Raw genomic sequence first — 21,388 nt, forward strand, 5'->3', positions numbered from 1 at the left:
GACTGCCAGGGCAGGGCGCCCGGTTCGCGTCAGCGCCTCAGATGAGGGCGGCGGCCTCCTTCGCGGAGAGGCCGCCGCCTTCCGCGTACGCGGCCTCGAAGTCCCCGTCGTCCAGCAGCGCGCGCACCCCCGTCTCGGCCCGTGCGCGCACCTCCTCCTCCATCGGACCCGCGAAGTGACCCGGCGGCAGCAGCCCGTCGGCGGCGCCGAGGAGCCGCGCCGCGTCGCGGACGCGCCGGCCGCCGTCCAGGCCGCTGAGCGCTATGGCCGCGGTGGTCAGGTGCGCGGAGATCATGTGGGGCGCGATCATCTGCGCGAGCGGGTCCATGGACTGCGCCACGGCACGGCGGGCCTTCTCCAGCGCGCCCTCGTTGTGTCCCTCGATCGTGTCGAGCCAGGCCTCCAGGCCCACCACGAACCCGTCGAAGACCATGAAGGTGCTGGCTCCGAACTGCTCACGCAGCAGCCGCAGTTGCTCGCGGGCCTCGGCGACACGGTCGCTGCGGCCGAGCCAGGTCGTGAGGAAGAGGCGAGCGGCGGGCATGGCCTCGTTGTGGCCGCCGCCCCGGTCCTCCAGCACGTCGCGCAGCATCCGCTCGCCCCGCTCGGCGTCCCCCAGCTCGATGTGCATGCTGCCGAGCCGGACGGTCAGGACCGCCTTCTGTGCGCGGGCGCCGAGCTGCTCGGCGTACCGGGCGGCCTCCGCGTAGTCCGCCGCGGCGGCCGCGTAGTCACCGGTGCGTTCGTGGGCCTCGCCGCGGGCGGAGAGGGACTCGGCGGCGCCCCAGGCGTCGCCGATCCGGACGAAGATCTCCAGCGCGTCGTCGGCGTCCGCGGTGGCGTCGCCCGCCAGGTCGGCGCGGTTGGCGAGGATGTTGGCCCGCATCTGGAGGGCGGCGGCGAGCTCCCACTCGTAGCCGAGTTCGCGGCAGGTCCGGACCGACGCGTCGATGACCGCGGTGACCTGCTCCAGGGTGCCGGTGAGGAGCACCGCGTAGAACCAGAGGTTGCCGGGGCTGCGGCAGGTCTGCGGCGAGCCCGGCTCGTAGGTCGCGGCGATCGTGCGGAGTTTCTCCCGGGCCTCGGGGGTCTGCCAGGCGTCCATGTCCATGTCCATGTAGGCGAGATGGAACAGGTGGACACCGCGCCGGGCCTCGTCGAGGATCTCCGCGCGCATCGGCGGCGGCGCGTCCGTGGACCGCGCGTAGAGCGGGGCGACCAGGGTGGCGGGCGGCAGGAAGGGGTCGGGGCCGAGTCCCATCACCTCACGGGACCAGGCGCGGGCGTCGACGCGCTGGTCGCGGATCTGCCAGTACCAGGCCAGCGAGAGGACCATGCACAGGGCCTCCTGCTCGTCCCGTCCGGCGACCGCCCGCCGCAGGGCGGTGCGCAGGTTCTCGTACTCCCGCTCGATGACCTCGATGGCGGCCCGCTGCTCGGGGCCGCGCAGCAACGGGTCGGTGGTGCGGGCGAGTTCGCGGTAGTACGTGAGGTGGGCGCGCTCGGACGTCCCGCGGCCACCGGACTGGTCGAGGCGTTCCGCCGCGTACTCGGCGACGGTCTCCAGGAGCCGGTAGCGCATCCCGCCGTCGCCCGAAGGGGCCGCGACGACAAGGGACTTGTCGACGAGTGAGCCGAGGACGTCCAGTGCGGCCGGACCGCAGACGGCCTCGGCGCCGGCCAGGTCGCAGCCCCCGGCGAAGACGGACAGCCGCCGCAGGGCGTCCCGTTCGGTCTCGTCGAGCAGATCCCAGGACCAGTCGACGACGGCACGCAGCGTCTGCTGGCGGGGCAGTACGGTGCGACTGCCCGAGGTGAGCAGGCGGAACCGGTCGTCGAGCCGGTCGGCGATCTGCCGCGGGCTGAGCATCCGCAGCCGGGCGGCGGCGAGTTCGATGGCGAGCGGGAGGCCGTCGAGGCGGTGGCAGATCTCCGCGGCCGCCTCCGGATCGTCCTCGACGCGGAAGCCGGCGCGAGCGGCGGCGCCCCGGTCGGCGAGCAGCCGCAGCGCGACGGGCTCCGGCAGCGGTTCCACCGGACGCACCAACTCCCCCGGTACGCCCAGGGGTTCGCGGCTGGTGGCCAGTACGGTCAGTCCAGGACAGCGCTCCAGGAGTGCCTCGGCGAGGTGCGCGGCGGCGTCCACCACGTGCTCGCAGTTGTCGAGGACGATCAGCATGCGGCGTCTGCCGCAGTGTTCGGCGAGCCGGGTGAGCGGGTCGTCGTGCCGGTCGGCGACGGCCCGCATCTCCTCGGCGCCGGCGCCGCGCAGCACGGTCTCGCGGGCGCCGACGGCGGTCAGGACGGCCTCTGGCACGGCCTTCGGGTCGTCGACGGGGGCGAGTTCGGCCAGCCATACGCCGTCCGCGAGGGCGGGGGCCATGGCCTCGGCGACCTCTTGCGAGAGCCGCGTCTTGCCGGCTCCGCCAGGCCCGAGCAGCGTCACGAGCCGGGCGCCCGCGAGGTCGCCGCGGATGGCATCGATGTCCGACTCGCGGCCGACGAACGAGGTGAGCCGGGCCCGCAGGTTGCCGGGCGGCGGGACCGCGAGCGGGATCGGGCCGCTCGCACCCGGCGCGCGGACGGCACCGTGCGCGTCTGGCCCCGCGCCGTTCCGCGAGACCGCGGTGGCACCCGGGCCGGTGGTGGCCGTTTCCGGCGCGGCCGTCGTGGCGGCGCCCGGGGAGAAGGGGAGGAACCCGGCTGCCGGTCCCGGCTGCCCGTCGGCCGCGGCCCGCGTGCCCGTGAGGCCGCGCGCCGGGCCGCTGGCGCGGCCGTCCCGGGTGGGACCTGGCGCCCTCGGGTCCACGGTTCCCGGCCGGGTCCGTCCCCGGGCTGCGGCCGGCCCGGGAGCCGTGTCCCAGGTCAGGAGTTCGGCGTGCAGGGCGCGCAGTTCCGGGCCCGGGTCCGAGCCCAGCCGGTCGGCGAGGAGGGCGCGGACGGACTCGTAGGCGGCGAGGGCGGCGGCGGGCCGGCCGGCGTCCCGCAGGGCGCGCAACCGCAGGACGTGCAGCGGTTCGTCGAGCGGATGCAGATCGCACAGGGCGCCCAGTTCGGGCAGCACCTGCTCGGCCTGGCCGACCGCAAGGGCCGCGGCCAGGCGGGCCCGGTGGACGTCGAGCCGCCGGGTCTCCCAGCGGGCGGACTCGGCGGTGCGGTCCGGGAGATCGGCGAGCGCCGGGCCGTGCCACAGGGCGAGGGCGTCGTCCAGGACGGCGGCGGCCTTGGCGGGGTCGCCGTCGGCGAGGGCGCGGGTGCCCTCCCCCGCGAGCCGCTCGAAGCGGTTCAGGTCGATGTCGTCGGCCGTGGCCGCCAGCCGGTAGCCGCCGTCGACCGACTCGACCACGCCGGCTCCGAGGGCTCGGCGCAGCCGCCCCACCAGCGCCTGGAGCGCGCCGGGCGCGTCCGCGGGCGGATCGCCGTCCCACACCTCGTCGACCAGCACGGCCGCGGAGACGGTCCGTCCGGGCCGCAGCGCGAGGACGGTCAGCAGGGCACGCAGCCGCGCCCCGCCGACCGGGACGGCCGTGCCGTCGGGGCGGAGTGCCTGGGTGGTTCCGAGGATGCGGTAGCGCACGGGGTCCATTGTCTCCGGTGGCGTGGGGTAGGGGGTCGGGGCCGTCGAGTTCGGCACGGAAGGTTCGGCACGAAAGGGTTCGGTCGCGCCGCTCCGTTCCTGTCCGGGCCGCCGGACACGCTCCGCCGCCCGGGCCGCTTCGGGCCTCCGTCCACCGTCCGCGCTACCCGGCCGTCCGGGCGGACCGTCCGGCGGCTCCGTCCTGCCCGGCCGGTGACGCGGGCACGGGCGTCCGCCCCCACCCTCCCCGGAACCAATGCCCGATGGCGAGACGTTTTCCGCGTGAGCCCGGTACGGTCGGGCAGGCCCGAGCACACGTGCCATCAGTCCAGCCAGTCCAGGGAGCCCCATGACCACCGCCGCGACCCGCCACAGCGACCGGAGGATCAGTCCCGTCTTCGTCGGGATCGTGGCCGTCATGGCGGTGACCGCCTGGGCGACCTGGACGGGGTTCGCCGAGCAGCCCGGACTCGCCGTGTTCCTGTTCGTGACGGCCGCCTGGATCGTCTCCCTGTGCCTGCACGAGTACGCGCACGCGCGCACCGCCCTGCACAGCGGCGACATCTCGATCGGCGCCAAGGGCTATCTGACGCTGAACCCGCTGAAGTACACGCACGCCCTGCTGAGCATCGTCCTGCCGGTGATCTTCGTGATCATGGGCGGGATCGGTCTGCCCGGCGGCGCGGTCTTCATCGAACGGAACCGCATCCAGGGCCGCTGGAAGCACAGCCTGATCTCCGCGGCCGGTCCGCTGACGAACGTGCTGTTCGCCGTCGTGTGCACGGCGCCGTTCTGGCTCGGCGCCCTGGACGGCGTCCCGGACGCGTTCCGCTACGCGCTGGCGTTCCTCGCGCTGCTCCAGGTGACGGCCGCGATCCTGAACTTCCTGCCGGTCCCGGGCCTCGACGGCTACGGCGTGATCGAGCCCTGGCTGTCGCACGGCGTCAGGCGCCAGGTCGAGCCCTTCGCGCCGTTCGGTCTGCTCGCGGTGTTCGCCGTGCTGTGGATCCCGTCGGTGAACACCGCGTTCTTCGACGCGATCTACTCGATCCTGGGCGGCCTCGGCATCGACGACGTGCAGCGCTACTGCGGCCAGGACCTCTACCGCTTCTGGGACGGCGTCGACGAGTTCTGCAGCGTCAGCCGCTGACCGGACCGGAGCCCTCGCGCACCCGGCCGCGGCGCGCGTAGTACCAGGTCATGTTCGAGGACAGGCCCGCGAGCAGCACCCACACGATGCCCAGCCAGCTGCCCTGGACGAACGAGACGACGGCCGCGGCCACGGACAGGACACAGACGGCGAGGGCGTAGAGAGCGAGGCGGGGCATGGGGTCGGCTCCTGTCGGGGGGACACTGCTTGTCACCAGTGTCCCCCACGCCTCCCGGGCGACCCGCCGCGCGCCGTCCACGTCCTTCGTGCGGTCCGCGCCGTCCTAGACGTCCGTCACCCGCAGGCCCGCGTGGGCCTTGTAGCGCCGGTTCACCGAGATCAGGTTGGCGACCAGGGACTCGACCTGATGGGCGTTGCGCAGCCGGCCCGCGAAGACGCCGCGCATGCCGGAGATGCGGCCGGCGAGCGCCTGGACGATCTCGACGTCGGCCCGCTCCTCGCCGAGGACCATCACGTCGGTGTCGATCTCCTCGATCCCGGGGTCCGCGAGCAGCACGGCGGAGAGGTGGTGGAAGGCCGCGGTGACGCGGGAGTCGGGCAGCAGGGCGGCGGCCTGTTCGGCGGCGCTGCCCTCCTCCGGCTTCAGCGCGTAGGCGCCCTTCTTGTCGAAGCCGAGCGGGTTGACGCAGTCGACGACGAGCTTCCCGGACAGTTCCTCGCGCAGCGCGGCGAGGGTGTCGCCGTGGCCCTCCCACGGCACGGCGACGATCACGATGTCGCTGCGGCGCGCGGTCTCGGCGTTGTCGGCCCCCTCGACGCCGTTGCCGAGCTCGTCGGCGGCGGTGCGGGCGCGGTCCGCGGCGCGCGAGCCGATGATCACCTTCTGCCCCGCGCGGGCGAGCCGGTAGGCGAGGCCCTTGCCCTGCGGACCGGTGCCACCGAGCACACCGACGACGAGCCCGGACACGTCGGGCAGATCCCAGGGGTCCTTGGCGGGGGCCTTCTGCGCACTGTCAGTAGAGGTCATGAGCCGACCTTACGTGCGCGGACGGCGGCCTCGCGTGTCAGGTGGCGGTGCGCCCCGGGTGAGCGCGGTCACCCGAGCGCGCCCACCGGGACGCGCCGGAAGGTGACCGTCTCGTACGCCCCGAAGTCGCCCGTCTCGTAGAGGAGTCCGAGGGTCCCGGCGTCCACGCGGACGAGGTCGGAGTACGCGGCGGGCAGTCCGTCCACCGTGTGAGCGGTGCGCCAGGTGGTGCCGCCGTCGGTGGAGGCGCGGATCGTCATCAGGGCGCGGAACTCCGGGTCCGCGGGCCCGGAGTACAGCAGCAGGTCGGGGTCGCGGAGCTGGAGCAGGCTGCCCTCGACGACGGGTGTGACGAGGCCGGCCTGCGGGCGGAACGGCTTCTCCAGGGTGCGGCCGCCGTCCCGGGAGTACGCGTCGGCGCGGTTGCCCGGCGACGGGGAGTCGTTGCGGGTGTTGAAGTACAGCCTCCCGTCGGGGAGTTCGGCGGCCGTGGTCTCGTTCACGTTCACGTAGCCGTTGGTGTTCTCGTCGAGGTAGCCGAGATACCAGGTCGCGCCGCGGTCGTCGCTGAGCAGGCAGTGGCCGCTGTTGTACTTCGCCTCGGTGCCGTTGTCCGTACCGGTGGGCGGCAGGGTGTGGTTGGCGGGGACGACCACCCGGCCGGAGCCGAGCTGGAGGGCGTGCCCCGGGGTGGTGGCGTACCAGCGCCAGCCGGTCTTCTTCACCTGTCCGGTGATCTCCTCGAGCCCGGACCAGGTGAGTCCGTCGTCGTCGCTGTGCTGCACCCACACGCGCCGTCGGTCGGCGGCCTTCACCTTGCCGCGCAGCAGGGCGTCCTCGGTGGCGGTCGCGGCGGCGCGGACGTGGACGAGCAGGACGCGGCCGGTGTCGAGGACGACGGGCGCGGGGTTGCCGGCGAGGTTGACGCCGTTGCGGGCGACGGCCCGCAGCGGGCCCCATGTGCGGCCGCCGTCCACGGACCGTTTGAGGACGATGTCGATGTGGCCGTGGTCGCTCGCGGAGCCGACCCGGCCTTCGCAGAACGCCAGCAGCGTGCCCGCTCCCGTCATGACGACGGCGGGGATCCGGTAGCTCGCGTAGCCCTCCCGGCCGCCCCGGAAGGGGACGCTCACCGCCGGGTCCGCGGCGGTGGGCGGCCCGTCGGTGCCGGTCCGCGGTCCCGGCTCCGCGGCTGTCCCGGTGTCGGGCCCGGTGGTGCTCGGATCTGTCATGGTCGGGCTCCTTCGCGGTGGCCGGTGGGGTCGGTGGTGCGGGCATGTCCCCATGTCGGGCGAATTCGGGGTGAACTCCGGGTCACGAAGCGCCGGTTGCGCAAGGATGCGGCCATGGACGCCGTACGGGTCGCATTGCTGCGCGAGGTGCTTGCCGGGACCGAATGGCTGGGGGCCACCCGCCGGTTCGGGGGGACGCTGCGGGGGTCCGTGGTGTCGCACGGCGGCGGACTGCTGCTCGTCGGATCCGAGGGGTACGAGCCCTGGCATCTCGCGGCCCATCTGGTCGACGAGGCGGCCTGGTCGGGGACTCCGGAGCTGGCGCCGACGCTGGTGCGGCACGGGGCGCGGGAGTCCGATCCGGCGCATCTGGCGGTGGGGCTCGGACGGATCGAGGCCGCGCGACGCGGGGAGACGCTGCTGGTGGTGGCGCCGGACGCGCCCGGGGCCCCGCTGCTGGAACGGGTGCACGACGCCCGCCGGGCCGGGGCGACGGTCCTCGCCCTGTCGGCCGGGGGCGGCGAGCTGCCCGCGCTGGCCCACGAGTCGCTCGCCGTGCCGCCCGATCCCGAGCTCGACCTCGACACCGTGCAGCACCTGGTCAGCGCGGCGGCCGGGGAGAACGCCCTGCCCTCGCCCCGGGGCCGCCGCCGCTTCCGCGACCGGCTGTCCCACCTGGCCGACCAGTTGACGGCGCCACCGTCCTACCGCTGGTAGCCGACGTCCGCGGGCACCGGTCGTATCGCCGCCTGCCTGCGCACCGCCGGTGGCCGTCACCGCTCTCAACAGGGGAAAAAGGATTTGCTCAACTCCCCCTTTCCGCAGAGCATGGCCCGTCGTGAGTGATGACACCCCTGCCTCCCCGTTGCGCGCCCTGCTGCCCGATCTCGCGCCCTGGCGGACCTCCGCCGACTTCCGGCGGCTGTGGGTGGCGGGTCTCGTCACCGGCTTCGGCAGCTTCCTGACGTTCGTCGCACTGCCCGTGCAGATGAAGGAACTCACCGGCTCGACGGCCGCCGTCGGCGCGATCGGTGCCGCCGAGCTGATCCCGCTGATCGTCTTCGGGCTGTACGGCGGGGCCCTCGCCGACGCCCTGGACAAGCGCAAACTGATCGTCACCACGGAGGCGGGTCAGGGCGTGCTGAGCGCCGCCCTGCTCCTCAACGCGGCCCTGCCGCACCCCGCGGTGTGGCCCCTCTACGTGATCGCCGCGCTCTCCGCGGCCCTCAGCGCCGTGCAGCGCCCGGCGATGGACGCCCTCACCCCGCGGATCGTCGCCCACGAGCACCTGACGGCCGCCGCCGCGCTCAACTCGCTGCGCTGGACGGTGGGCGGCGTGGCCGGACCCGCCCTCGCGGGCGTCGTCGTGGCGTACGCGGGGCTGGGCTGGGCCTACGCCGTCGACCTGGTGACCTTCGCCGTGTCGGTGGTCATGATCGCCCGGATCGCCGCGTCCCCCGCCTCGCACGAGGCGGCGAAGCCGTCGCTGCGGTCCATCGCGGAGGGCGCCCGGTACGCGTGGAGCCGCAAGGAACTCCTCGGCACGTACGCGATCGACCTCGCGGCGATGTTCTTCGCGATGCCGCTCGCGGTGCTGCCGTTCCTCGCGGACGACCTGGACGCCGCCTGGTCGCTGGGCCTGATGTACGCGGCCCTGCCCGCGGGCGCCCTGGTCGTCAGCCTGACCAGCGGTTGGACCTCGCGGATCCACCGGCACGGCCGGATGGTGGCGCTGGCGGCCGTCTGCTGGGGCCTCGCGATGGTCTGCGCGGGCCTGGTGCACAACGTCTGGCTGGTGCTGTTCTTCCTCGCCCTCGCGGGGAGCTGCGACATGGTCAGCGGGATCTTCCGGGCCGCCATCTGGAACCAGACCATCCCGGACGAGCTGCGCGGACGCCTCGCCGGGATCGAGCTGCTGTCGTACTCGGTCGGGCCCCAGCTGGGGCAGGTGCGCTCCGGCGGGATGGCCGCGTGGACGACCGTACGGACGTCGGTGTGGGCCGGTGGCGCGCTGTGTGTCGCGGCGGTGGGACTGCTGGCCGTGGGCCTGCCGAAGCTGATGCGCTACGACGAGCGGACGAACGAGCACGCGCGCCGGATGCGGGAGTCCCGCGCCGCCCAGGCGGAGAAGCTGCCGCGGCAGCCGCCGGTGACCGCTTCCTGAGGGCTGCGGAGCGGCCCGCCGGGAAGGGCTGGGAGGGAGACCGGGCAGGGCGCGGCCGGGTCCGCGCGACGGCGACGCCACCCGTCGAGCGCCGGCCGGGCAGGCCTGTCGGGCTACGGCCCGGCCGGGGCGTCACACGGGCGGACCGGCTGTCGCTGTCCGGGGCGGGTGTCCGAGCGGGGGGGGCCGGTGGGTCCCTGTCGGAGGCCGGATTCCCGGTCGGCCGCCGCCGCTCGGCCGACGGCCCGTCCGGGCCGGCCTCGCGCGCCGCCCGGCCGTCGGCCCGTGTCAGTCCTCGGAGCCCGGGGCCTTCTCCGACGCGTCGTGCCACTTCGGGTCCGTCTCCCATTCGAGGTTGCGTTCGCGCGCGGTCTCCATCGCGTGCTGGGCCTCCTCGCGGGAGGTGTACGGGCCGAAGCGGTCCTTGGCCGGGCAGTCGGGGCCCTCCTCGACCTTCTTGTGCTCCAGGCAGTAGTACCACTCGCCGGGCTTACCGACCGTCCGCTTCTTGAACAGGGCCATCACCAGCTCCTTTCGCCAGAGTCATGTTCCCCCATGACCGCTGGTTAGACTCGCTGGCATGTCTGGCCAGTCACTGCTCGTACCAGGGGAGCTCTCCCCCACCCGTCCCGTGCCGGGAAACATCAGGCGCCCCGAGTACGTGGGGAAGCCCGCCCCCACGCCGTACACCGGCCCGGAGGTGCAGACGCCCGAGACGATCGAGGCGATGCGGATCGCCGGACGGATCGCCGCGCAGGCGATGGCCGAGGCCGCGAAGCTCATCGCGCCCGGCGTCACGACGGACGAGCTGGACCGGGTCGCGCACGCCTACATGTGCGACCACGGCGCCTACCCGTCGACCCTCGGCTACCGCGCTTTCCCCAAGTCGCTGTGCACCTCGGTCAACGAGGTCATCTGCCACGGCATCCCGGACTCCACGGTGCTGCGCGACGGCGACATCGTGAACCTGGACGTGACGGCGTACATCGGCGGGGTGCACGGCGACAACAACGCGACCTACCTCGTCGGTGACGTGGACGAGGAGTCGCGGCTCCTCGTGGAGCGGACCCGCGAGTCCCTCGACCGCGCGATCAAGGCGGTCCGTCCGGGGCGACAGATCAACATCATCGGCCGCGTCATCGAGTCGTACGCCAAGCGGTTCGGGTACGGGGTCGTCCGGGACTTCACCGGGCACGGCATCAACTCGTCGTTCCACTCCGGGCTGATCATCCCGCACTACGACAGTCCGCACGCGACGACCGTCATCCAGCCCGGGATGACCTTCACCATCGAGCCCATGCTGACGCTCGGCACGCACGAGTACGACATGTGGGACGACGGGTGGACCGTCGTGACCAAGGACCGCAGGCGGACGGCGCAGTTCGAGCACACGCTCGTCGTCACCGACACCGGCGCGGAGATCCTCACGCTGCCGTAGCCGTCCGGCTTTCGAGCCCTTTGAGCCCGCCCTGTCCACAGGGCGGGCTTTTCCATGTGGATCGGGGCGGGAATCGGGGTACGGTTTTACCGACAAGGTGTCGGAAAGGCTGTTGACTTAGGTAAGCCTAACCATAGAAGATGCGAAGGATCCCGCACCAGTTCCCGCTCTTCCCATCGGCCTCGGAGGCCCCATGAACGCGTCGGACACGTCGGACACGTTGACGCCGGCGAGCACGCCCTTCTCGACGCTCATCCGCACCGCGTCGCACGAGCAGCACACCGAGGCGGAGACCTCGACGTTCATGAGCGACCTGCTCGGCGGCCGGCTGGGGGTCGAGGCGTACGCGCGCTACACCGAGCAGCTCTGGTTCGTGTACGAGGCGCTGGAGGCGGACACCGCGGGGCTGGCCGCCGATCCCGTGGCGGGCCCGTTCATACGCCCGGAGCTGCTGCGCCGCACGGCTCTGGAGCGCGACCTCGCCCATCTCCGGGGTCCGGACTGGCGGGCCACGCTCACCGCGCTGCCCGCGACCCGGGCGTACGCGGACCGGGTCGCGGAGTGCGCCCGCGAGTGGCCCGGCGGCTACGTCGCCCATCACTACACCCGTTACCTCGGCGACCTCTCCGGTGGCCAGATCATCCGGGGCAAGGCGGAGCAGACGTGGGGGTTCAGCCGCAAGGGTGACGGTGTCCGGTTCTACGTGTTCGAGGAGATCTCCAACCCGGCCGCGTTCAAGCGGAGTTACCGGGAGCTGTTGGACGGGGTCCTGGCGGACGATCTGGAGAAGCAGCGGATCGTGGCGGAGTGCAAGCGGGCGTTCGCTCTCAACACCGGGGTGTTCCGGGACCTCGGTGAGGAGTTCCCGCTCTCGGCCTGATCGTCTTTTCCGGGGCCCGGGGTCGACCCCGGGCCCCGGTTCCGTTTTCTCCGCCGGGGGACGGGGCTCCGGTGCTCCGGGTTCGAGGGGCTCCGGGGTGCTCGTGTTCATCGTGCGTGCGGGCCGGTGGGGGCTCGTCGCGCAGTTCCCCGCGCCCCTGAAAGGCCCCTGCGGGGCCATGGAGCGGCGCCGTGCCCGTCGTGCCGTTCGGTGGGGGTTGCTCGCGCCGTCCCCCGCGCCCCCGACCGCCCCTGCGGGGCCCCTGACGCGGCGCCGTGCCCCACGTGCCGGTTCGGTGGGGGTGCTCGCGCCGTTCCCCGCGCCCCCAAGCCCTGCGGGCCCATGGATCCGGGCCGTGCCCGTCGTGCGGGACCGGCTGGGGTGGCTCTTCGCCCCTGGGAAGCGCCTGCGGGCTCTCGCTTGGTTTGGGTGCGTGGGGTCAGAGTTCCAGGTGGACTCGGCCGCCCACCTCCACCCAGTCGTTCGGCTGGGGGGCCGTCAGGATCTGGGAGCCGCTGCCCTGGGTGATGTTGAGGGCCCGGCCGAGGTGCTGGGTCAGGAGGATGGCCGCCGCCCCGGTGGCCTCGTCCTCGTGGATGCCGTCGTCGCGGCCGGGGAAGGCCCGGGCCCGTACCCGCCCGCCGGCCTCGTCCTGCCAGGCCCAGGCGTAGATCCACTCCCCCGGCGCGGGCACGGCCAGTTCGTCGACCTCGGCTGCGGACGCGTACCGCTTCAGGGTGCGCGGCGGCGCCCACTCGGCCCGCGCCTCGATCCAGCTGAACTCGCCGTCCAGCCGGACCCCCACCACCCCTGCGGGCGTGACCAGTTCGGGCACGTCGAGCAGCCAGCCCACTCCGACGCAGGGGTGCCCGGCGAAGGGCAGCCGCAGGGTCGGTGTGTAGATGTCGACGACCCCGCGCTCGGGGTCGTCCACGAACACGGTCTCGCTGAACCCGAGCTTCGCGGCGAACTCCTGCCGCTCCGCCCGGTCCGGCATCACCGAGCCCTCGCGCACCACACCGAGCTCATTGCCATACCCGCCAGCGGGCCCGCAGAAGACCCGCAGCACGTCGTAGTCAGTCACTCCGGCATTCAAACATCACCCCGGCGCGAGACCGCCCGCCCCCGTGGGTTCCCGTTGGGGGGAGCGGTGTGCGGGCTGGGCGCTCCTGCTGACCGACGTCTACCGGCAGCCGGTCGAGGTGCTCCCGCATCCGCGCACCGGTGCCGCGCTGATCATCCCGGGACGCGATACTTGACTCTTCCTTGACCTTTCCGTGGGGCCTGTTTTGAGTCACCGTGATCTCGCCGTTTCTGTATGGCGACTGTGAGAGCTGAATCACCGGACGGCCGGGTATCACCAAGGCAAGCCTCAGATAAGTTAGGCCAGCCTCACCATGCCGGCGCGGGGATCACCGTGCGGCTTGTCCGACTTCTCTTGGAGCCTGAATGCGAGCCGTCCGACTCTCTGTTGTCACCGCTGCCGCCACCGCGGCAGCTCTGGCCGCCGTCACGGGTTGCACCGAGAAGAGCGACGCCAAGAACGGCGACGCGATCCAGGTGACCGCCGCAGACTCGACGTGCGACACCTCGGTGAAGTCGGTGCCCGCCGGCCAGGTCACGCTGAAGATCGAGAACAAGGGGTCGAAGGCGACCGAGGTCGAGATCCTCTTCCCCGACGACCGGATCGTCTCCGAGAAGGAGAACATCGGTCCGGGCACCAAGTACACGCTGACCGCCGAGGTGAAGGCCGGCTCGTACGAGATCGCCTGCCGCCCGGGTATGAAGGGCCTCGGCGTCCGCCAGAAGCTCACCGTGACCGGCGGCAAGGTCGCCAAGCGCGACCCGCGCCTCGACAAGGCCGTCGCCGCCTACCGCGAGTACGCGCAGGAGCAGGCCGACGCGACGATCCCCAAGGTGCAGACGTTCGCCGACGCCATCAAGGCCGGCGACGTCGAAGCCGCCAAGAAGGCCTTCGCCCCCTCGCGCGTCGGCTGGGAGCGCACCGAGCCGATCGCCGAGTCCTTCGGTGACATCGACCCGAAGACGGACACCCGCGAGGACGGCCTGGAGAAGGGCCAGAAGTGGACCGGCTGGCACGCGCTGGAGAAGTCCCTCTGGAAGGACAAGAAGATCGGCGCCGAGCAGAAGACGCTCGCCGACCAGCTCGTCACCGACCTGAAGGACTGGCAGAAGCGGGTCGGCAAGGCCGAGATCACGCCGACCTCCATGGCCAACGGTGCCAAGGAGCTGCTCGACGAGGTCGCCACCGGCAAGGTCACGGGCGAGGAGGACCGCTACTCGCACACCGACCTCAGCGACTTCAAGGGCAACGTCGACGGCGCCCAGAAGGCGTACGAGCTGCTCAAGCCGGTCGCCGAGGAGAACGACAAGGCGCTGACCACCCAGCTGGACAAGCAGTTCGCGGCGCTGAACACGATGCTCGACAAGTACCGCTCGGAGAAGTCCTCGGACGGCTTCGTGTCGTACGACACGCTCACCAAGGCGCAGACCAAGGAGCTGTCGGACGCGGTCAACGCGCTCGCCGAGCCCCTGTCGAAGCTCGCCGCAGCCGTCGTCAAGTAGTCGCGGACGGAGGGACAGCATCATGACGGACGCACAGGACAGCACGGAACGCACCGGATCCGCCGACAACGGCTCCGCGCCGTCGCGGCGTTCGCTGATCGGCTGGGGCGGTGCCGGGCTCGCGCTCGGTGCCGCCGTGGCCGGCGGTGCCGTCGCGATGACCCGCACCGGCAACGACGTCGACCCGGCCGGATCGGACGCCACGGGCCCGGTCGCCTTCCACGGCACCCACCAGGCCGGCATCGCCACCGCCGTCCAGGACCGCCTCCACTTCGCCGCCTTCGACGTCAAGACCGACGACCGCGCCGCGTTCGTCCAGCTCCTCAAGGACTGGACGCGCGCCGCCGCCCGCATGACCGCCGGACACGCCGTCGGCGAGGGCGCGTACGGCGGTCTGGCCGAGGCGCCGCCGGACGACACGGGCGAGGCTCTCGGCCTCAGCCCCTCCCGCCTCACCCTCACCATCGGCTTCGGCCCCTCCCTCTTCGAGAAGTTCGACCTCACCGGCCGGCGGCCCGACGCCCTCGTCGACCTGCCGCAGTTCCCCGGCGACAACCTCGACAAGAGCCGCAGCAACGGCGACCTGTGCATCCAGGCCTGCGCCGACGACCCCCAGGTCGCCGTCCACGCCATCCGCAACCTGGCCCGCATCGGCTTCGGCACCGTCGCCATCCGCTGGTCCCAACTCGGCTTCGGCAAAACCTCCTCCACCACCCCGGAGGCCCAGACCCCCCGCAATCTGATGGGCTTCAAGGACGGCACCCGCAACATCGCCGGCACCGAGACCGACCGCCTGAAGAAGTTCGTGTGGGTCGGCGAAGGCGACGGCAGCGACTGGATGACCGGCGGCTCCTACCTCGTCGCCCGCCGCATCCGCATGAACATCGAGACCTGGGACCGCACCTCCCTGCAGGAACAGGAAGACGTCTTCGGCCGCGACAAGGGCGAGGGCGCCCCCGTCGGCAAGGCCAAGGAACACGACGCACCGTTCCTCAAGGCGATGAAGCCCGACGCGCACGTCCGGCTCGCCCACCCCGACGCCAACCACGGCGCGACGATCCTGCGCCGCGGCTACTCCTTCACCGACGGCACCGACGGTCTCGGCCGCCTCGAAGCGGGCCTGTTCTTCCTCGCCTACCAGCGGGACGTGCGCAAGGGTTTCATCCCCGTGCAGCGCGGCCTGTCGCGTTCCGACGCCCTCAACGAGTACATCCAGCACGTGAGTTCGGCGGTCTTCGCCGTCCCGCCCGGCGTCCGCGACAAGGACGACTGGTGGGGCCGCACGCTGTTCTCCAAGGAGGCCTGACCGTGTTCTCCAACTACCTGATCGGCCTGCGCGAGGGCCTCGAAGCCAGCCTCGTCGTCTGCATCCTCATCGCCTACCTCGTCAAGACCGATCGCAAGGACGCGCTCAAGCCGATCTGGATCGGTATCGCCGTCGCGATCGTCGTCGCTCTCGGCTTCGGCTGCGCCCTCGAATTCGGCTCCCAGGAAATGACGTTCCAGGCGCAGGAGGGCCTCGGCGGCTCCCTGTCGATCGTCGCCGTCTGCCTCGTCACCTGGATGGTCTTCTGGATGCGGCGCACCGCCCGCCACCTCAAGGCCGAACTGCACGGCAAACTCGACGCCGCCCTCGCCATGGGCACCGGCGCCCTCGTCGCCACCGCCTTCCTCGCGGTCGGCCGCGAAGGCCTGGAAACCGCCCTGTTCGTCTGGGCGTCCGTCCACGCCGCCAGCGACGGCACCCCCCGCCCCCTCATCGGAGTCGCCCTCGGCCTCGCCACCGCCGTCCTGCTCGGCTGGCTCTTCTACCGCGGCGCCCTGAAGATCAACCTCTCCAAGTTCTTCACCTGGACCGGCGGCATGCTCGTCGTCGTCGCCGCCGGCGTCCTCGCCTACGGCGTCCACGACCTCCAGGAAGCCGACTTCATCCCCGGCCTCACGCACCTCGCCTTCGACATCAGCGCCACCATCGACCCCACCAGCTGGTACGGCACCCTCCTCAAGGGCGTGTTCAACTTCCAACCCGACCCGACCGTCCTCCAGGTCACGGTGTGGGCGCTCTACCTGGTCCCGACACTCGCGATCTTCCTCGCCCCGGTAGGGTTCGCCTCCGGGAAGGGGAAGGTGAAGGCACCTGATGAGCAGGGATCACACGGGTCGCAGCCCACGAAGGCCTCGTAGTTCCAGCAGCCTCCGCCGTTTCGTCCTGGCGACGGGAGCGGTGACCGCGCTGTCCGTCGCCGCGAGCGGCTGCGTGGTGGTGCACGGCGAGCGGGAGGTCGTCCCGGCGGCGACCCGCGCCGAAGCCGCCCGTGCGCTCAAGGACTTCACTGCCGCCTACAACAAGGCGGACAAGACGTACGACCGTTCGCAGGACGCGGACCGGGTGACCGGTCCGCTCGCGGACATCGACGCCGCCAAGCTGAAGGCCGGACACAAGAGCAACCCCGAGGGGAATCCGGCGCATTCAGCGCTGGAGTTCCGGGACGCGGAGTTCTCCATACCCGCCAAGGCCGCGTGGCCGCGCTGGTTCGTGGCGAACACGGCGGCCAACAAGGGCGCGCCGGGCAGCCGTTGGCTGATGGTCTTCACCCGGGGCAGCGCCGCCGAGCCGTGGCAGGCCTCGTACCTGACGGTTCTCACCGCCGACGAGGTACCGAAGTTCACGCGGGACAAGGACGGCTGGGCGCAGCCCGTCACGGCTGACGACGCGGCACTCGCCGTCGAGCCGGAGAAGCTCGGCAGCACCTACGCGACCTATCTGCGGGCCGGCGGCGACACGTTCGCGGCGGGCACGCACACCTCGCTGTGGCGGGCCCAGCGCAAGAAGTTCGCCAACAGGCCGGGGCTCGCACGGCAGTACATCGACGAGCCGCTGACCGCGGGCGACTACGCCCCGGTGGGCCTGCGCACGGCGGACGGCGGGGCGCTGGTGTTCTTCGCGACGCACCGCTTCGAGAAGCAGACCGCCGCGGAGGGCACCGCGATCCCGACGCCCAGCGCGGACGTCCAGGCTCTGACGACCGGTGAGATCAAGCAGTCCCTGACGCTGGAGTTCGTCTCCAACCAGGTGGCCCTGGACCCGGCGAAGGGCGCGGACGACCGGCGGGTGTCCGTCCTCGGACGGGTCGAGGGGCTGACCGGGGCGAAGGGCGAGTAGTCCGCGGTCCGGCCCCGACGGGCCGGACCGGTCCTTCCTCAGCCCCGGTGCGGCCAGGCGGCGAGCTGCTCCGCGCCGTTCTCCCCGGCGTAGCGGGCGCACGCGTCCGTGAGGTGTTCCAGGAGGGTGAGCGGGTCGGGCAGCGGATGCTCAGGACCGCGCACCCAGTCGACGCTCAGACCGCCGGGCAGCTGGGCCGGCGGCACGAGGACGTACGAGCCGCGGCAGTGCCAGCGGAACCCGGGGTGCTCGTCCATGGTCTCGGGGTGGCAGTCCAGCTCACAGGGCCACCACTCGTCCTCGTCCTCGGGCGTACCGCGGGTGAGGGTGAAGAAGAGCATGCGGCCGTCGCCGGTCTCGGCGACCGGGCCGACGTCGACACCCGCGGCCAGTATCCGCTCCAGCGCCTCGCGGCCGGCTTCCAGCGGCACATCGAGCACGTCGTGCACCATGCCGGTCGCGGTGATGAAGTTCGCCTTCGGCTGGTGCCGGGCCCAGCGCTCGATCTGGGCGCGGTCGGTGGTGGACTGCGTCTGCCAGGCGAAGGAGACGGGGTGACGCGCGGGTGTGGGACAGCCGACGCGGTCGCAGGAGCAGCGGTAGCCCGCGGGGTACGCGGCCTGCGCGAGCGGCAGTCCCGCGTCCGCGGCGGCGAGCAGCAGGGCCTCGCGCCGGGCGTCGGACGTCTCCTCAGGGGGCTTGGGCCGGCGTCCGCGCAGCCACTGGGAGATCCTGCCCTGCGCGCCGGAGCGGCTTCCGAACTCTGCGCTCATCTATCCCCTCGCCAAGCCGTAGTGCACTCGTCGTCCTTGCCCATGGTCCCACCATCCTGCGCCCCGGGTGGCCGGAGCCGACAACCGGGGTAGGTGGGGCGATGCGTTCGCCAGGCCCTGATCAGGTGTTATTCCATGATGTGTGACGATTTAAGTACCAGGTGGCGGGTGACCGGACCGTTCAGCGCGGGGCGAGACCGTGCAGCGCGTAGTCGACGAGGGTGTCCGTGTAGTCGTACGTGATCGGGGCGGTGCGCTGGAGCCAGCGCTGGGCGAGCGGGGAGACGAACAGTTCCAGGGCGACCCGGGGGTCGACGTCCGGGCGGACGTCGCCGTGGTCCTGTGCGGAGCGCAGTCGCCGTACGTACAGCTGGAGCTGGGGTTCGAGCAGCTTGGCGACGAACTCGGCGCCGAGCCGCTCGTTCACCAGGCCCTCGGCGGCCAGCGCGCGGGAGGGCACCTCGAAGGCGGGGTCGAGCAGCTCGTCGACGGTGGCGCGCAGCACCAGCTTGAGATCGGCGGCCAGGTCCCCGGTGTCCGGAAGGGTGTACGGCTCCTGCCCCGCGGCCCGCGCGGCCTGTTCGCCGAGGTCCATGAAGGCGTCCAGCAGCACCTCCGCCTTGGAGGACCACCACCGGTAGATCGTCTGCTTGCCGACCCCGGCCCGCGCCGCGATGCCCTCGATCGTGGTCCTCGGATAGCCGCTCTCGCCGACCAGGGCGAGGGCGGCGGCGAAGATGGCGCGGCGGGACTTCTCGCTGCGCCGGGTGGCGTCGGGGGCGGGCCGCCCGGCGGGGCCGGGGTCCGGGGCGGAATCGGGGCTGGAGCTGGGCTTCTCGGCCATGGGGCGAACCTACCAGGACCGCGATACGGCGCGTCTCGCGTCCGGCGGGCGGACGTGCCGGCGGGGTTCCGGCGGGCGTTCCGGTCGGGTTCCCGCGGGAGTTCGCGGGGGCATTCCGTGGGCCGGGCGGGGCCCCGGTGACGCGGACGGCGGACACCACCCCTTCGCCTGCGGGCGGCGGAGGTGCGCACGGCGCACCATGAGCATCAACTGCCCCTGCGGTTGCGTAAGGAGCCTTCCTTGCACCCTCTCCGTCGTGCCACGCCCCGGCGCTACCTCATGTGCCCCCCGGTGCACTTCGACGTCACGTACGCGATCAACCCGTGGATGGATCCCGCCAAGCCGGTCGACGTGCCGCTCGCGCTCGCCCAGTGGGAGGACCTCCGTGACCGCTACCGCTCCCTCGGCCACACCGTCGAGGAACTCGCCCCCCGCCCCGGCCTGCCGGACATGGTCTTCGCGGCGAACGGCGCGACGGTCGTGGACGGCCGGGTGCTCGGCGCCCGGTTCGCCTTCCGGGAGCGTGAGCCGGAGGCGGCGGCGCATCTGGAGTGGTTCCGCGCCAGGGGGTTCGCGGAGGTCCTGGAGCCCGTGCACGTGAACGAGGGCGAGGGCGACTTCGCGGTCACGGCCTCGTACGTCCTCGCGGGCCGCGGCTTCCGGGCGAGCCCGCTCTCGCACGGCGAGGCCCAGGAGTTCTTCGGCCGGCCGGTGATCGGCCTCGACCTCGTCGACCCGCTCTTCTACCACCTGGACACGGCTCTCGCCGTCCTCGACGACACGACGGACGAGGTCATGTACTACCCGCGGGCGTTCTCCCCCGGCAGCCGCGAGGTGCTGCGCCGGCTGTTCCCGGACGCGCTGACGGCCACGGACGAGGACGCCGTCGCGATGGGCCTGAACGCGGTCTCGGACGGCCTGAACGTCCTGCTCCCCCAGGAGGCGGCAGGCCTCTTCGGCCCCCTCCGCGACCGCGGCTTCACTCCGATCGGCATCGACCTGGCCGAACTCCTGAAGGGCGGCGGCAGCGTGAAGTGCTGCACCCAGGAACTCCGGGGGTGAGCGGGGGGCTGCTCACCTCTCACCGGCCCGGTGCCCTTTCCAGCAGCTCGATGTTCGACCACAGCCCGTCCAGCCCGAAGCGCGCCGGGTACTCCTCGAGGACGAGGAACGGTGGGCCCTCGTGCGGCTCGCCGGCCACCCACACGGTGTCGCACTCGTGGCAGAGCAGGAACGTCTCGGACTCCTCCGGGACGCGGGCACGGATGACCCACCCCTGATCGCACCGCGGGCACCGGATCACGGCTGCCTCCTTCCGGAAACCGGGCGCGCACGCGTCCGACCGGCGGTCGGGGCGAGGGCCCTCAGGCCTCCCGGGGCGGCGGCCAGGCGGCGCCCCAGTCGGTGTCCCGGGCCGCCTTGTAGAGCGGGCCGTGACGTTTGGTCACCGTCTCGCGGCGCAGGGACTCGTCGGGTTCGCACAGGTCGAGCAGGACCTGGCCCTTGCGGATCTGCGGCCTGCGCACGATGCGGGCGGGCGCCGGGTCGGGCGGGAAGCGGGTCGCGGCGACGTAGCTGAACTTCTCGTCCTCGTAGGGCAGGGAGCCGCCCTTCACCTGGCGGTGCAGGGAGGAACGGGCGACCCGGGCGGAGAAGTGGCACCAGTCCTCGCCGGGGACGATGGGGCAGGCGGCGCTGTGCGGGCAGGGAGCGGCGACGTGAAACCCTGCGCCGATCAGCCGGTCGCGGGCGGCGAGGACCCGGATGTAGCCGTCGGGCGTGCCGGGCTCGATGATCACGACCGCCTGCGCGGCGCTCGCGGCCGCGTCCACGACCGAGGCGCGGTCGTCCTCGGTGAGTTCGCCGAGCACGTAGGAGACCGTGACGAGATCGGTGCTCTCGATGGTGAGCGCCGCTCCGATCCGGGAGCGCTGCCACGCGGCGCCGCTCAGCTCGGGATTGGCCGCGGCGATCTCCCGGCCGAGCGCGAGCGCGGGCTCGGCCCAGTCGAGCACGGTCACCGGGCGGGCGCCCTCCCAGGTGGCGTTCACCGCCCAGGTCGCCGCGCCCGTGCCGCCGCCGACGTCCACATGGCTTCCCGGCGCCCAGCCGGGCACCGCGTCCGCGAACGCGTCCAGCGCCGCGGAGACCGCCTCGAACGTCGCCGGCATCCGGTACGCGGCGTACGCCGCCACGTCCGAGCGGTCCCGCAGGATCGGCGTGTGGGTCGGGGTGGTCCCCCGGTAGTTCACGATCAGCCGCTCGACCGCCTGCGCGGCGGCCTTCGGCGGCAGGCCGTCGAGCAGCCCGGCGAGGGCGCTGCGCAGGGTGTCGGCGGTGGGTACGGGGGCGTTCACGGGCCCGATTCTCTCAGGTGCGGCGTGTCGCCCGTGGCACGGGCGGTCTTCCTTCCCCGGGGCGGGTGCGGTCCCCGGGCCTCCGGCCCGGACGTCTCCCGCCCACGCACCACCCGTGACTGTCACCCGGCAAGCCCGGCTCGCCCGTGGGGCCTCCGCGCCGTTCGCGTCGCGCGGAAGCGAAGCGGTCACGGGCCCCATGGGCCCTTCCCCCGTCCGCGTCGCGTGGAAGCGGC

Annotated in this window: 20 protein-coding genes and 1 pseudogene; 11 read left to right on the plus strand and 10 right to left on the minus strand. The window is 72.7% G+C overall.

Annotated features, from left to right (window positions below; translation table 11 throughout):
* Nucleotides 1–37: 37 nt before the first annotated feature.
* Nucleotides 38–3,586: an AfsR/SARP family transcriptional regulator gene (locus ACIRQH_RS23610; RefSeq protein ID WP_404226944.1), complete on the minus strand. Its 3,549-nt coding sequence runs from the start codon at nucleotides 3,584–3,586 to the stop codon at nucleotides 38–40.
* Between the two features lie 340 nt (nucleotides 3,587–3,926).
* Between ACIRQH_RS23610 and ACIRQH_RS23615 the strand changes: the two genes are divergently transcribed.
* Nucleotides 3,927–4,727 (plus strand): site-2 protease family protein, encoded by an 801-nt coding sequence (locus ACIRQH_RS23615; protein WP_388864950.1) that lies wholly within the window; start codon nucleotides 3,927–3,929, stop codon nucleotides 4,725–4,727.
* Here ACIRQH_RS23615 and ACIRQH_RS23620 read toward each other — a convergent pair.
* From ACIRQH_RS23620 to ACIRQH_RS23630, 3 genes are all read right to left on the minus strand, one after another.
* On the minus strand, nucleotides 4,717–4,905 hold the full coding sequence (locus tag ACIRQH_RS23620) for a hypothetical protein (protein ID WP_358815265.1): 189 nt from the start codon (nucleotides 4,903–4,905) through the stop codon (nucleotides 4,717–4,719). The two genes, ACIRQH_RS23615 and ACIRQH_RS23620, sit on opposite strands and share 11 nt — an antisense overlap.
* Before the next feature lie 105 nt (nucleotides 4,906–5,010).
* Nucleotides 5,011–5,715 (minus strand): NADPH-dependent F420 reductase, encoded by a 705-nt coding sequence (gene npdG / locus ACIRQH_RS23625; protein WP_358815266.1) that lies wholly within the window; start codon nucleotides 5,713–5,715, stop codon nucleotides 5,011–5,013.
* Between the two features lie 68 nt (nucleotides 5,716–5,783).
* Entirely contained in the window at nucleotides 5,784–6,947 is a 1,164-nt protein-coding gene (locus tag ACIRQH_RS23630; protein WP_404226945.1) for an exo-alpha-sialidase, read from the minus strand.
* Nucleotides 6,948–7,061: 114 nt separating this feature from the next.
* Between ACIRQH_RS23630 and ACIRQH_RS23635 the strand changes: the two genes are divergently transcribed.
* Nucleotides 7,062–7,664 (plus strand): hypothetical protein, encoded by a 603-nt coding sequence (locus tag ACIRQH_RS23635; protein WP_388864945.1) that lies wholly within the window; start codon nucleotides 7,062–7,064, stop codon nucleotides 7,662–7,664.
* 121 nt (nucleotides 7,665–7,785) lie between these two features.
* Nucleotides 7,786–9,111: an MFS transporter gene (locus tag ACIRQH_RS23640; protein WP_358815269.1), complete on the plus strand. Its 1,326-nt coding sequence runs from the start codon at nucleotides 7,786–7,788 to the stop codon at nucleotides 9,109–9,111.
* Between the two features lie 288 nt (nucleotides 9,112–9,399).
* Here ACIRQH_RS23640 and ACIRQH_RS23645 read toward each other — a convergent pair whose 3' ends face one another.
* Nucleotides 9,400–9,633, minus strand: coding sequence for a hypothetical protein (locus tag ACIRQH_RS23645; RefSeq protein ID WP_358815270.1), 234 nt, complete (start codon nucleotides 9,631–9,633; stop codon nucleotides 9,400–9,402).
* Nucleotides 9,634–9,691: 58 nt separating this feature from the next.
* On the opposite strand from ACIRQH_RS23645, the gene map reads away from it, so the two are divergent.
* Both map and ACIRQH_RS23655 read left to right on the plus strand, forming a co-directional pair.
* The gene (gene map / locus ACIRQH_RS23650; protein ID WP_355870288.1) at nucleotides 9,692–10,549 is read left to right on the plus strand and encodes a type I methionyl aminopeptidase; all 858 of its coding nucleotides are present in this window, start codon (nucleotides 9,692–9,694) and stop codon (nucleotides 10,547–10,549) included.
* Nucleotides 10,550–10,742: 193 nt separating this feature from the next.
* Nucleotides 10,743–11,429: a heme oxygenase (biliverdin-producing) gene (locus ACIRQH_RS23655; protein WP_388864942.1), complete on the plus strand. Its 687-nt coding sequence runs from the start codon at nucleotides 10,743–10,745 to the stop codon at nucleotides 11,427–11,429.
* A gap of 439 nt (nucleotides 11,430–11,868) precedes the next feature.
* On the opposite strand, the gene ACIRQH_RS23660 is transcribed toward ACIRQH_RS23655, so the two are convergent.
* Nucleotides 11,869–12,513: a PhzF family phenazine biosynthesis protein gene (locus ACIRQH_RS23660; RefSeq protein WP_388929862.1), complete on the minus strand. Its 645-nt coding sequence runs from the start codon at nucleotides 12,511–12,513 to the stop codon at nucleotides 11,869–11,871.
* Nucleotides 12,514–12,598: 85 nt separating this feature from the next.
* On the opposite strand from ACIRQH_RS23660, the pseudogene ACIRQH_RS23665 reads away from it, so the two are divergent.
* The 5 genes and pseudogenes from ACIRQH_RS23665 to ACIRQH_RS23685 form a co-directional block, all read left to right on the plus strand.
* A pseudogene (locus ACIRQH_RS23665) lies at nucleotides 12,599–12,688 on the plus strand (hemin ABC transporter ATP-binding protein); the annotation flags it as partial.
* A 190-nt stretch (nucleotides 12,689–12,878) separates the two neighbouring features.
* Nucleotides 12,879–14,015, plus strand: a complete 1,137-nt coding sequence (gene efeO, locus ACIRQH_RS23670; RefSeq protein ID WP_358815273.1) for an iron uptake system protein EfeO — start codon at nucleotides 12,879–12,881, stop codon at nucleotides 14,013–14,015.
* 22 nt (nucleotides 14,016–14,037) lie between these two features.
* Complete coding sequence (efeB, locus tag ACIRQH_RS23675; RefSeq protein WP_358815274.1) at nucleotides 14,038–15,321, plus strand: iron uptake transporter deferrochelatase/peroxidase subunit; 1,284 nt, start codon at nucleotides 14,038–14,040, stop codon at nucleotides 15,319–15,321.
* Between the two features lie 2 nt (nucleotides 15,322–15,323).
* Complete coding sequence (gene efeU / locus ACIRQH_RS23680) at nucleotides 15,324–16,199, plus strand: iron uptake transporter permease EfeU (RefSeq protein WP_358815275.1); 876 nt, start codon at nucleotides 15,324–15,326, stop codon at nucleotides 16,197–16,199.
* A complete protein-coding gene (locus ACIRQH_RS23685) occupies nucleotides 16,156–17,178 on the plus strand; it encodes a hypothetical protein (RefSeq protein WP_388864937.1) in 1,023 nt (340 codons plus the stop codon). The genes efeU and ACIRQH_RS23685 overlap by 44 nt, the downstream gene beginning before the upstream one ends.
* A gap of 38 nt (nucleotides 17,179–17,216) precedes the next feature.
* Here ACIRQH_RS23685 and ACIRQH_RS23690 read toward each other — a convergent pair whose 3' ends face one another.
* Complete coding sequence (locus tag ACIRQH_RS23690; RefSeq protein WP_388864935.1) at nucleotides 17,217–17,951, minus strand: bifunctional DNA primase/polymerase; 735 nt, start codon at nucleotides 17,949–17,951, stop codon at nucleotides 17,217–17,219.
* Between the two features lie 181 nt (nucleotides 17,952–18,132).
* Entirely contained in the window at nucleotides 18,133–18,795 is a 663-nt protein-coding gene (locus ACIRQH_RS23695) for a TetR/AcrR family transcriptional regulator (protein ID WP_404226946.1), read from the minus strand.
* 240 nt (nucleotides 18,796–19,035) lie between these two features.
* Between ACIRQH_RS23695 and ddaH the strand changes: the two genes are divergently transcribed.
* Nucleotides 19,036–19,857, plus strand: a complete 822-nt coding sequence (ddaH, locus tag ACIRQH_RS23700) for a dimethylargininase (RefSeq protein WP_388864932.1) — start codon at nucleotides 19,036–19,038, stop codon at nucleotides 19,855–19,857.
* A 19-nt stretch (nucleotides 19,858–19,876) separates the two neighbouring features.
* Here the strand turns inward: ddaH and ACIRQH_RS23705 are convergent, their stop codons facing one another.
* Nucleotides 19,877–20,098 carry a hypothetical protein gene (locus ACIRQH_RS23705; protein WP_404226947.1) on the minus strand — a complete coding sequence of 74 codons (222 nt, stop codon included), beginning with the start codon at nucleotides 20,096–20,098 and terminating at the stop codon, nucleotides 19,877–19,879.
* A gap of 61 nt (nucleotides 20,099–20,159) precedes the next feature.
* Nucleotides 20,160–21,152 carry a small ribosomal subunit Rsm22 family protein gene (locus tag ACIRQH_RS23710; protein WP_388864928.1) on the minus strand — a complete coding sequence of 331 codons (993 nt, stop codon included), beginning with the start codon at nucleotides 21,150–21,152 and terminating at the stop codon, nucleotides 20,160–20,162.
* Nucleotides 21,153–21,388: the final 236 nt, after the last annotated feature.

It is taken from the genome of Streptomyces sp. NPDC102279, assembly GCF_044766365.1.
Classification (GTDB): domain Bacteria; phylum Actinomycetota; class Actinomycetes; order Streptomycetales; family Streptomycetaceae; genus Streptomyces.

What these genes read in the sequence shown, in the direction of transcription:
- ACIRQH_RS23610 (WP_404226944.1), bottom strand. Translation starts at nt 3,586, where the DNA reads ATGGACCCCGTGCGCTACCGCATCCTCGGAACCACCCAGGCACTCCGC.
- ACIRQH_RS23615 (WP_388864950.1), top strand. Translation starts at nt 3,927, where the DNA reads ATGACCACCGCCGCGACCCGCCACAGCGACCGGAGGATCAGTCCCGTC.
- ACIRQH_RS23620 (WP_358815265.1), bottom strand. Translation starts at nt 4,905, where the DNA reads ATGCCCCGCCTCGCTCTCTACGCCCTCGCCGTCTGTGTCCTGTCCGTG.
- npdG (WP_358815266.1), bottom strand. Translation starts at nt 5,715, where the DNA reads ATGACCTCTACTGACAGTGCGCAGAAGGCCCCCGCCAAGGACCCCTGG.
- ACIRQH_RS23630 (WP_404226945.1), bottom strand. Translation starts at nt 6,947, where the DNA reads ATGACAGATCCGAGCACCACCGGGCCCGACACCGGGACAGCCGCGGAG.
- ACIRQH_RS23635 (WP_388864945.1), top strand. Translation starts at nt 7,062, where the DNA reads ATGGACGCCGTACGGGTCGCATTGCTGCGCGAGGTGCTTGCCGGGACC.
- ACIRQH_RS23645 (WP_358815270.1), bottom strand. Translation starts at nt 9,633, where the DNA reads ATGGCCCTGTTCAAGAAGCGGACGGTCGGTAAGCCCGGCGAGTGGTAC.
- map (WP_355870288.1), top strand. Translation starts at nt 9,692, where the DNA reads ATGTCTGGCCAGTCACTGCTCGTACCAGGGGAGCTCTCCCCCACCCGT.
- ACIRQH_RS23655 (WP_388864942.1), top strand. Translation starts at nt 10,743, where the DNA reads ATGAACGCGTCGGACACGTCGGACACGTTGACGCCGGCGAGCACGCCC.
- efeO (WP_358815273.1), top strand. Translation starts at nt 12,879, where the DNA reads ATGCGAGCCGTCCGACTCTCTGTTGTCACCGCTGCCGCCACCGCGGCA.
- efeB (WP_358815274.1), top strand. Translation starts at nt 14,038, where the DNA reads ATGACGGACGCACAGGACAGCACGGAACGCACCGGATCCGCCGACAAC.
- ACIRQH_RS23685 (WP_388864937.1), top strand. Translation starts at nt 16,156, where the DNA reads ATGAGCAGGGATCACACGGGTCGCAGCCCACGAAGGCCTCGTAGTTCC.
- ACIRQH_RS23690 (WP_388864935.1), bottom strand. Translation starts at nt 17,951, where the DNA reads ATGAGCGCAGAGTTCGGAAGCCGCTCCGGCGCGCAGGGCAGGATCTCC.
- ACIRQH_RS23695 (WP_404226946.1), bottom strand. Translation starts at nt 18,795, where the DNA reads ATGGCCGAGAAGCCCAGCTCCAGCCCCGATTCCGCCCCGGACCCCGGC.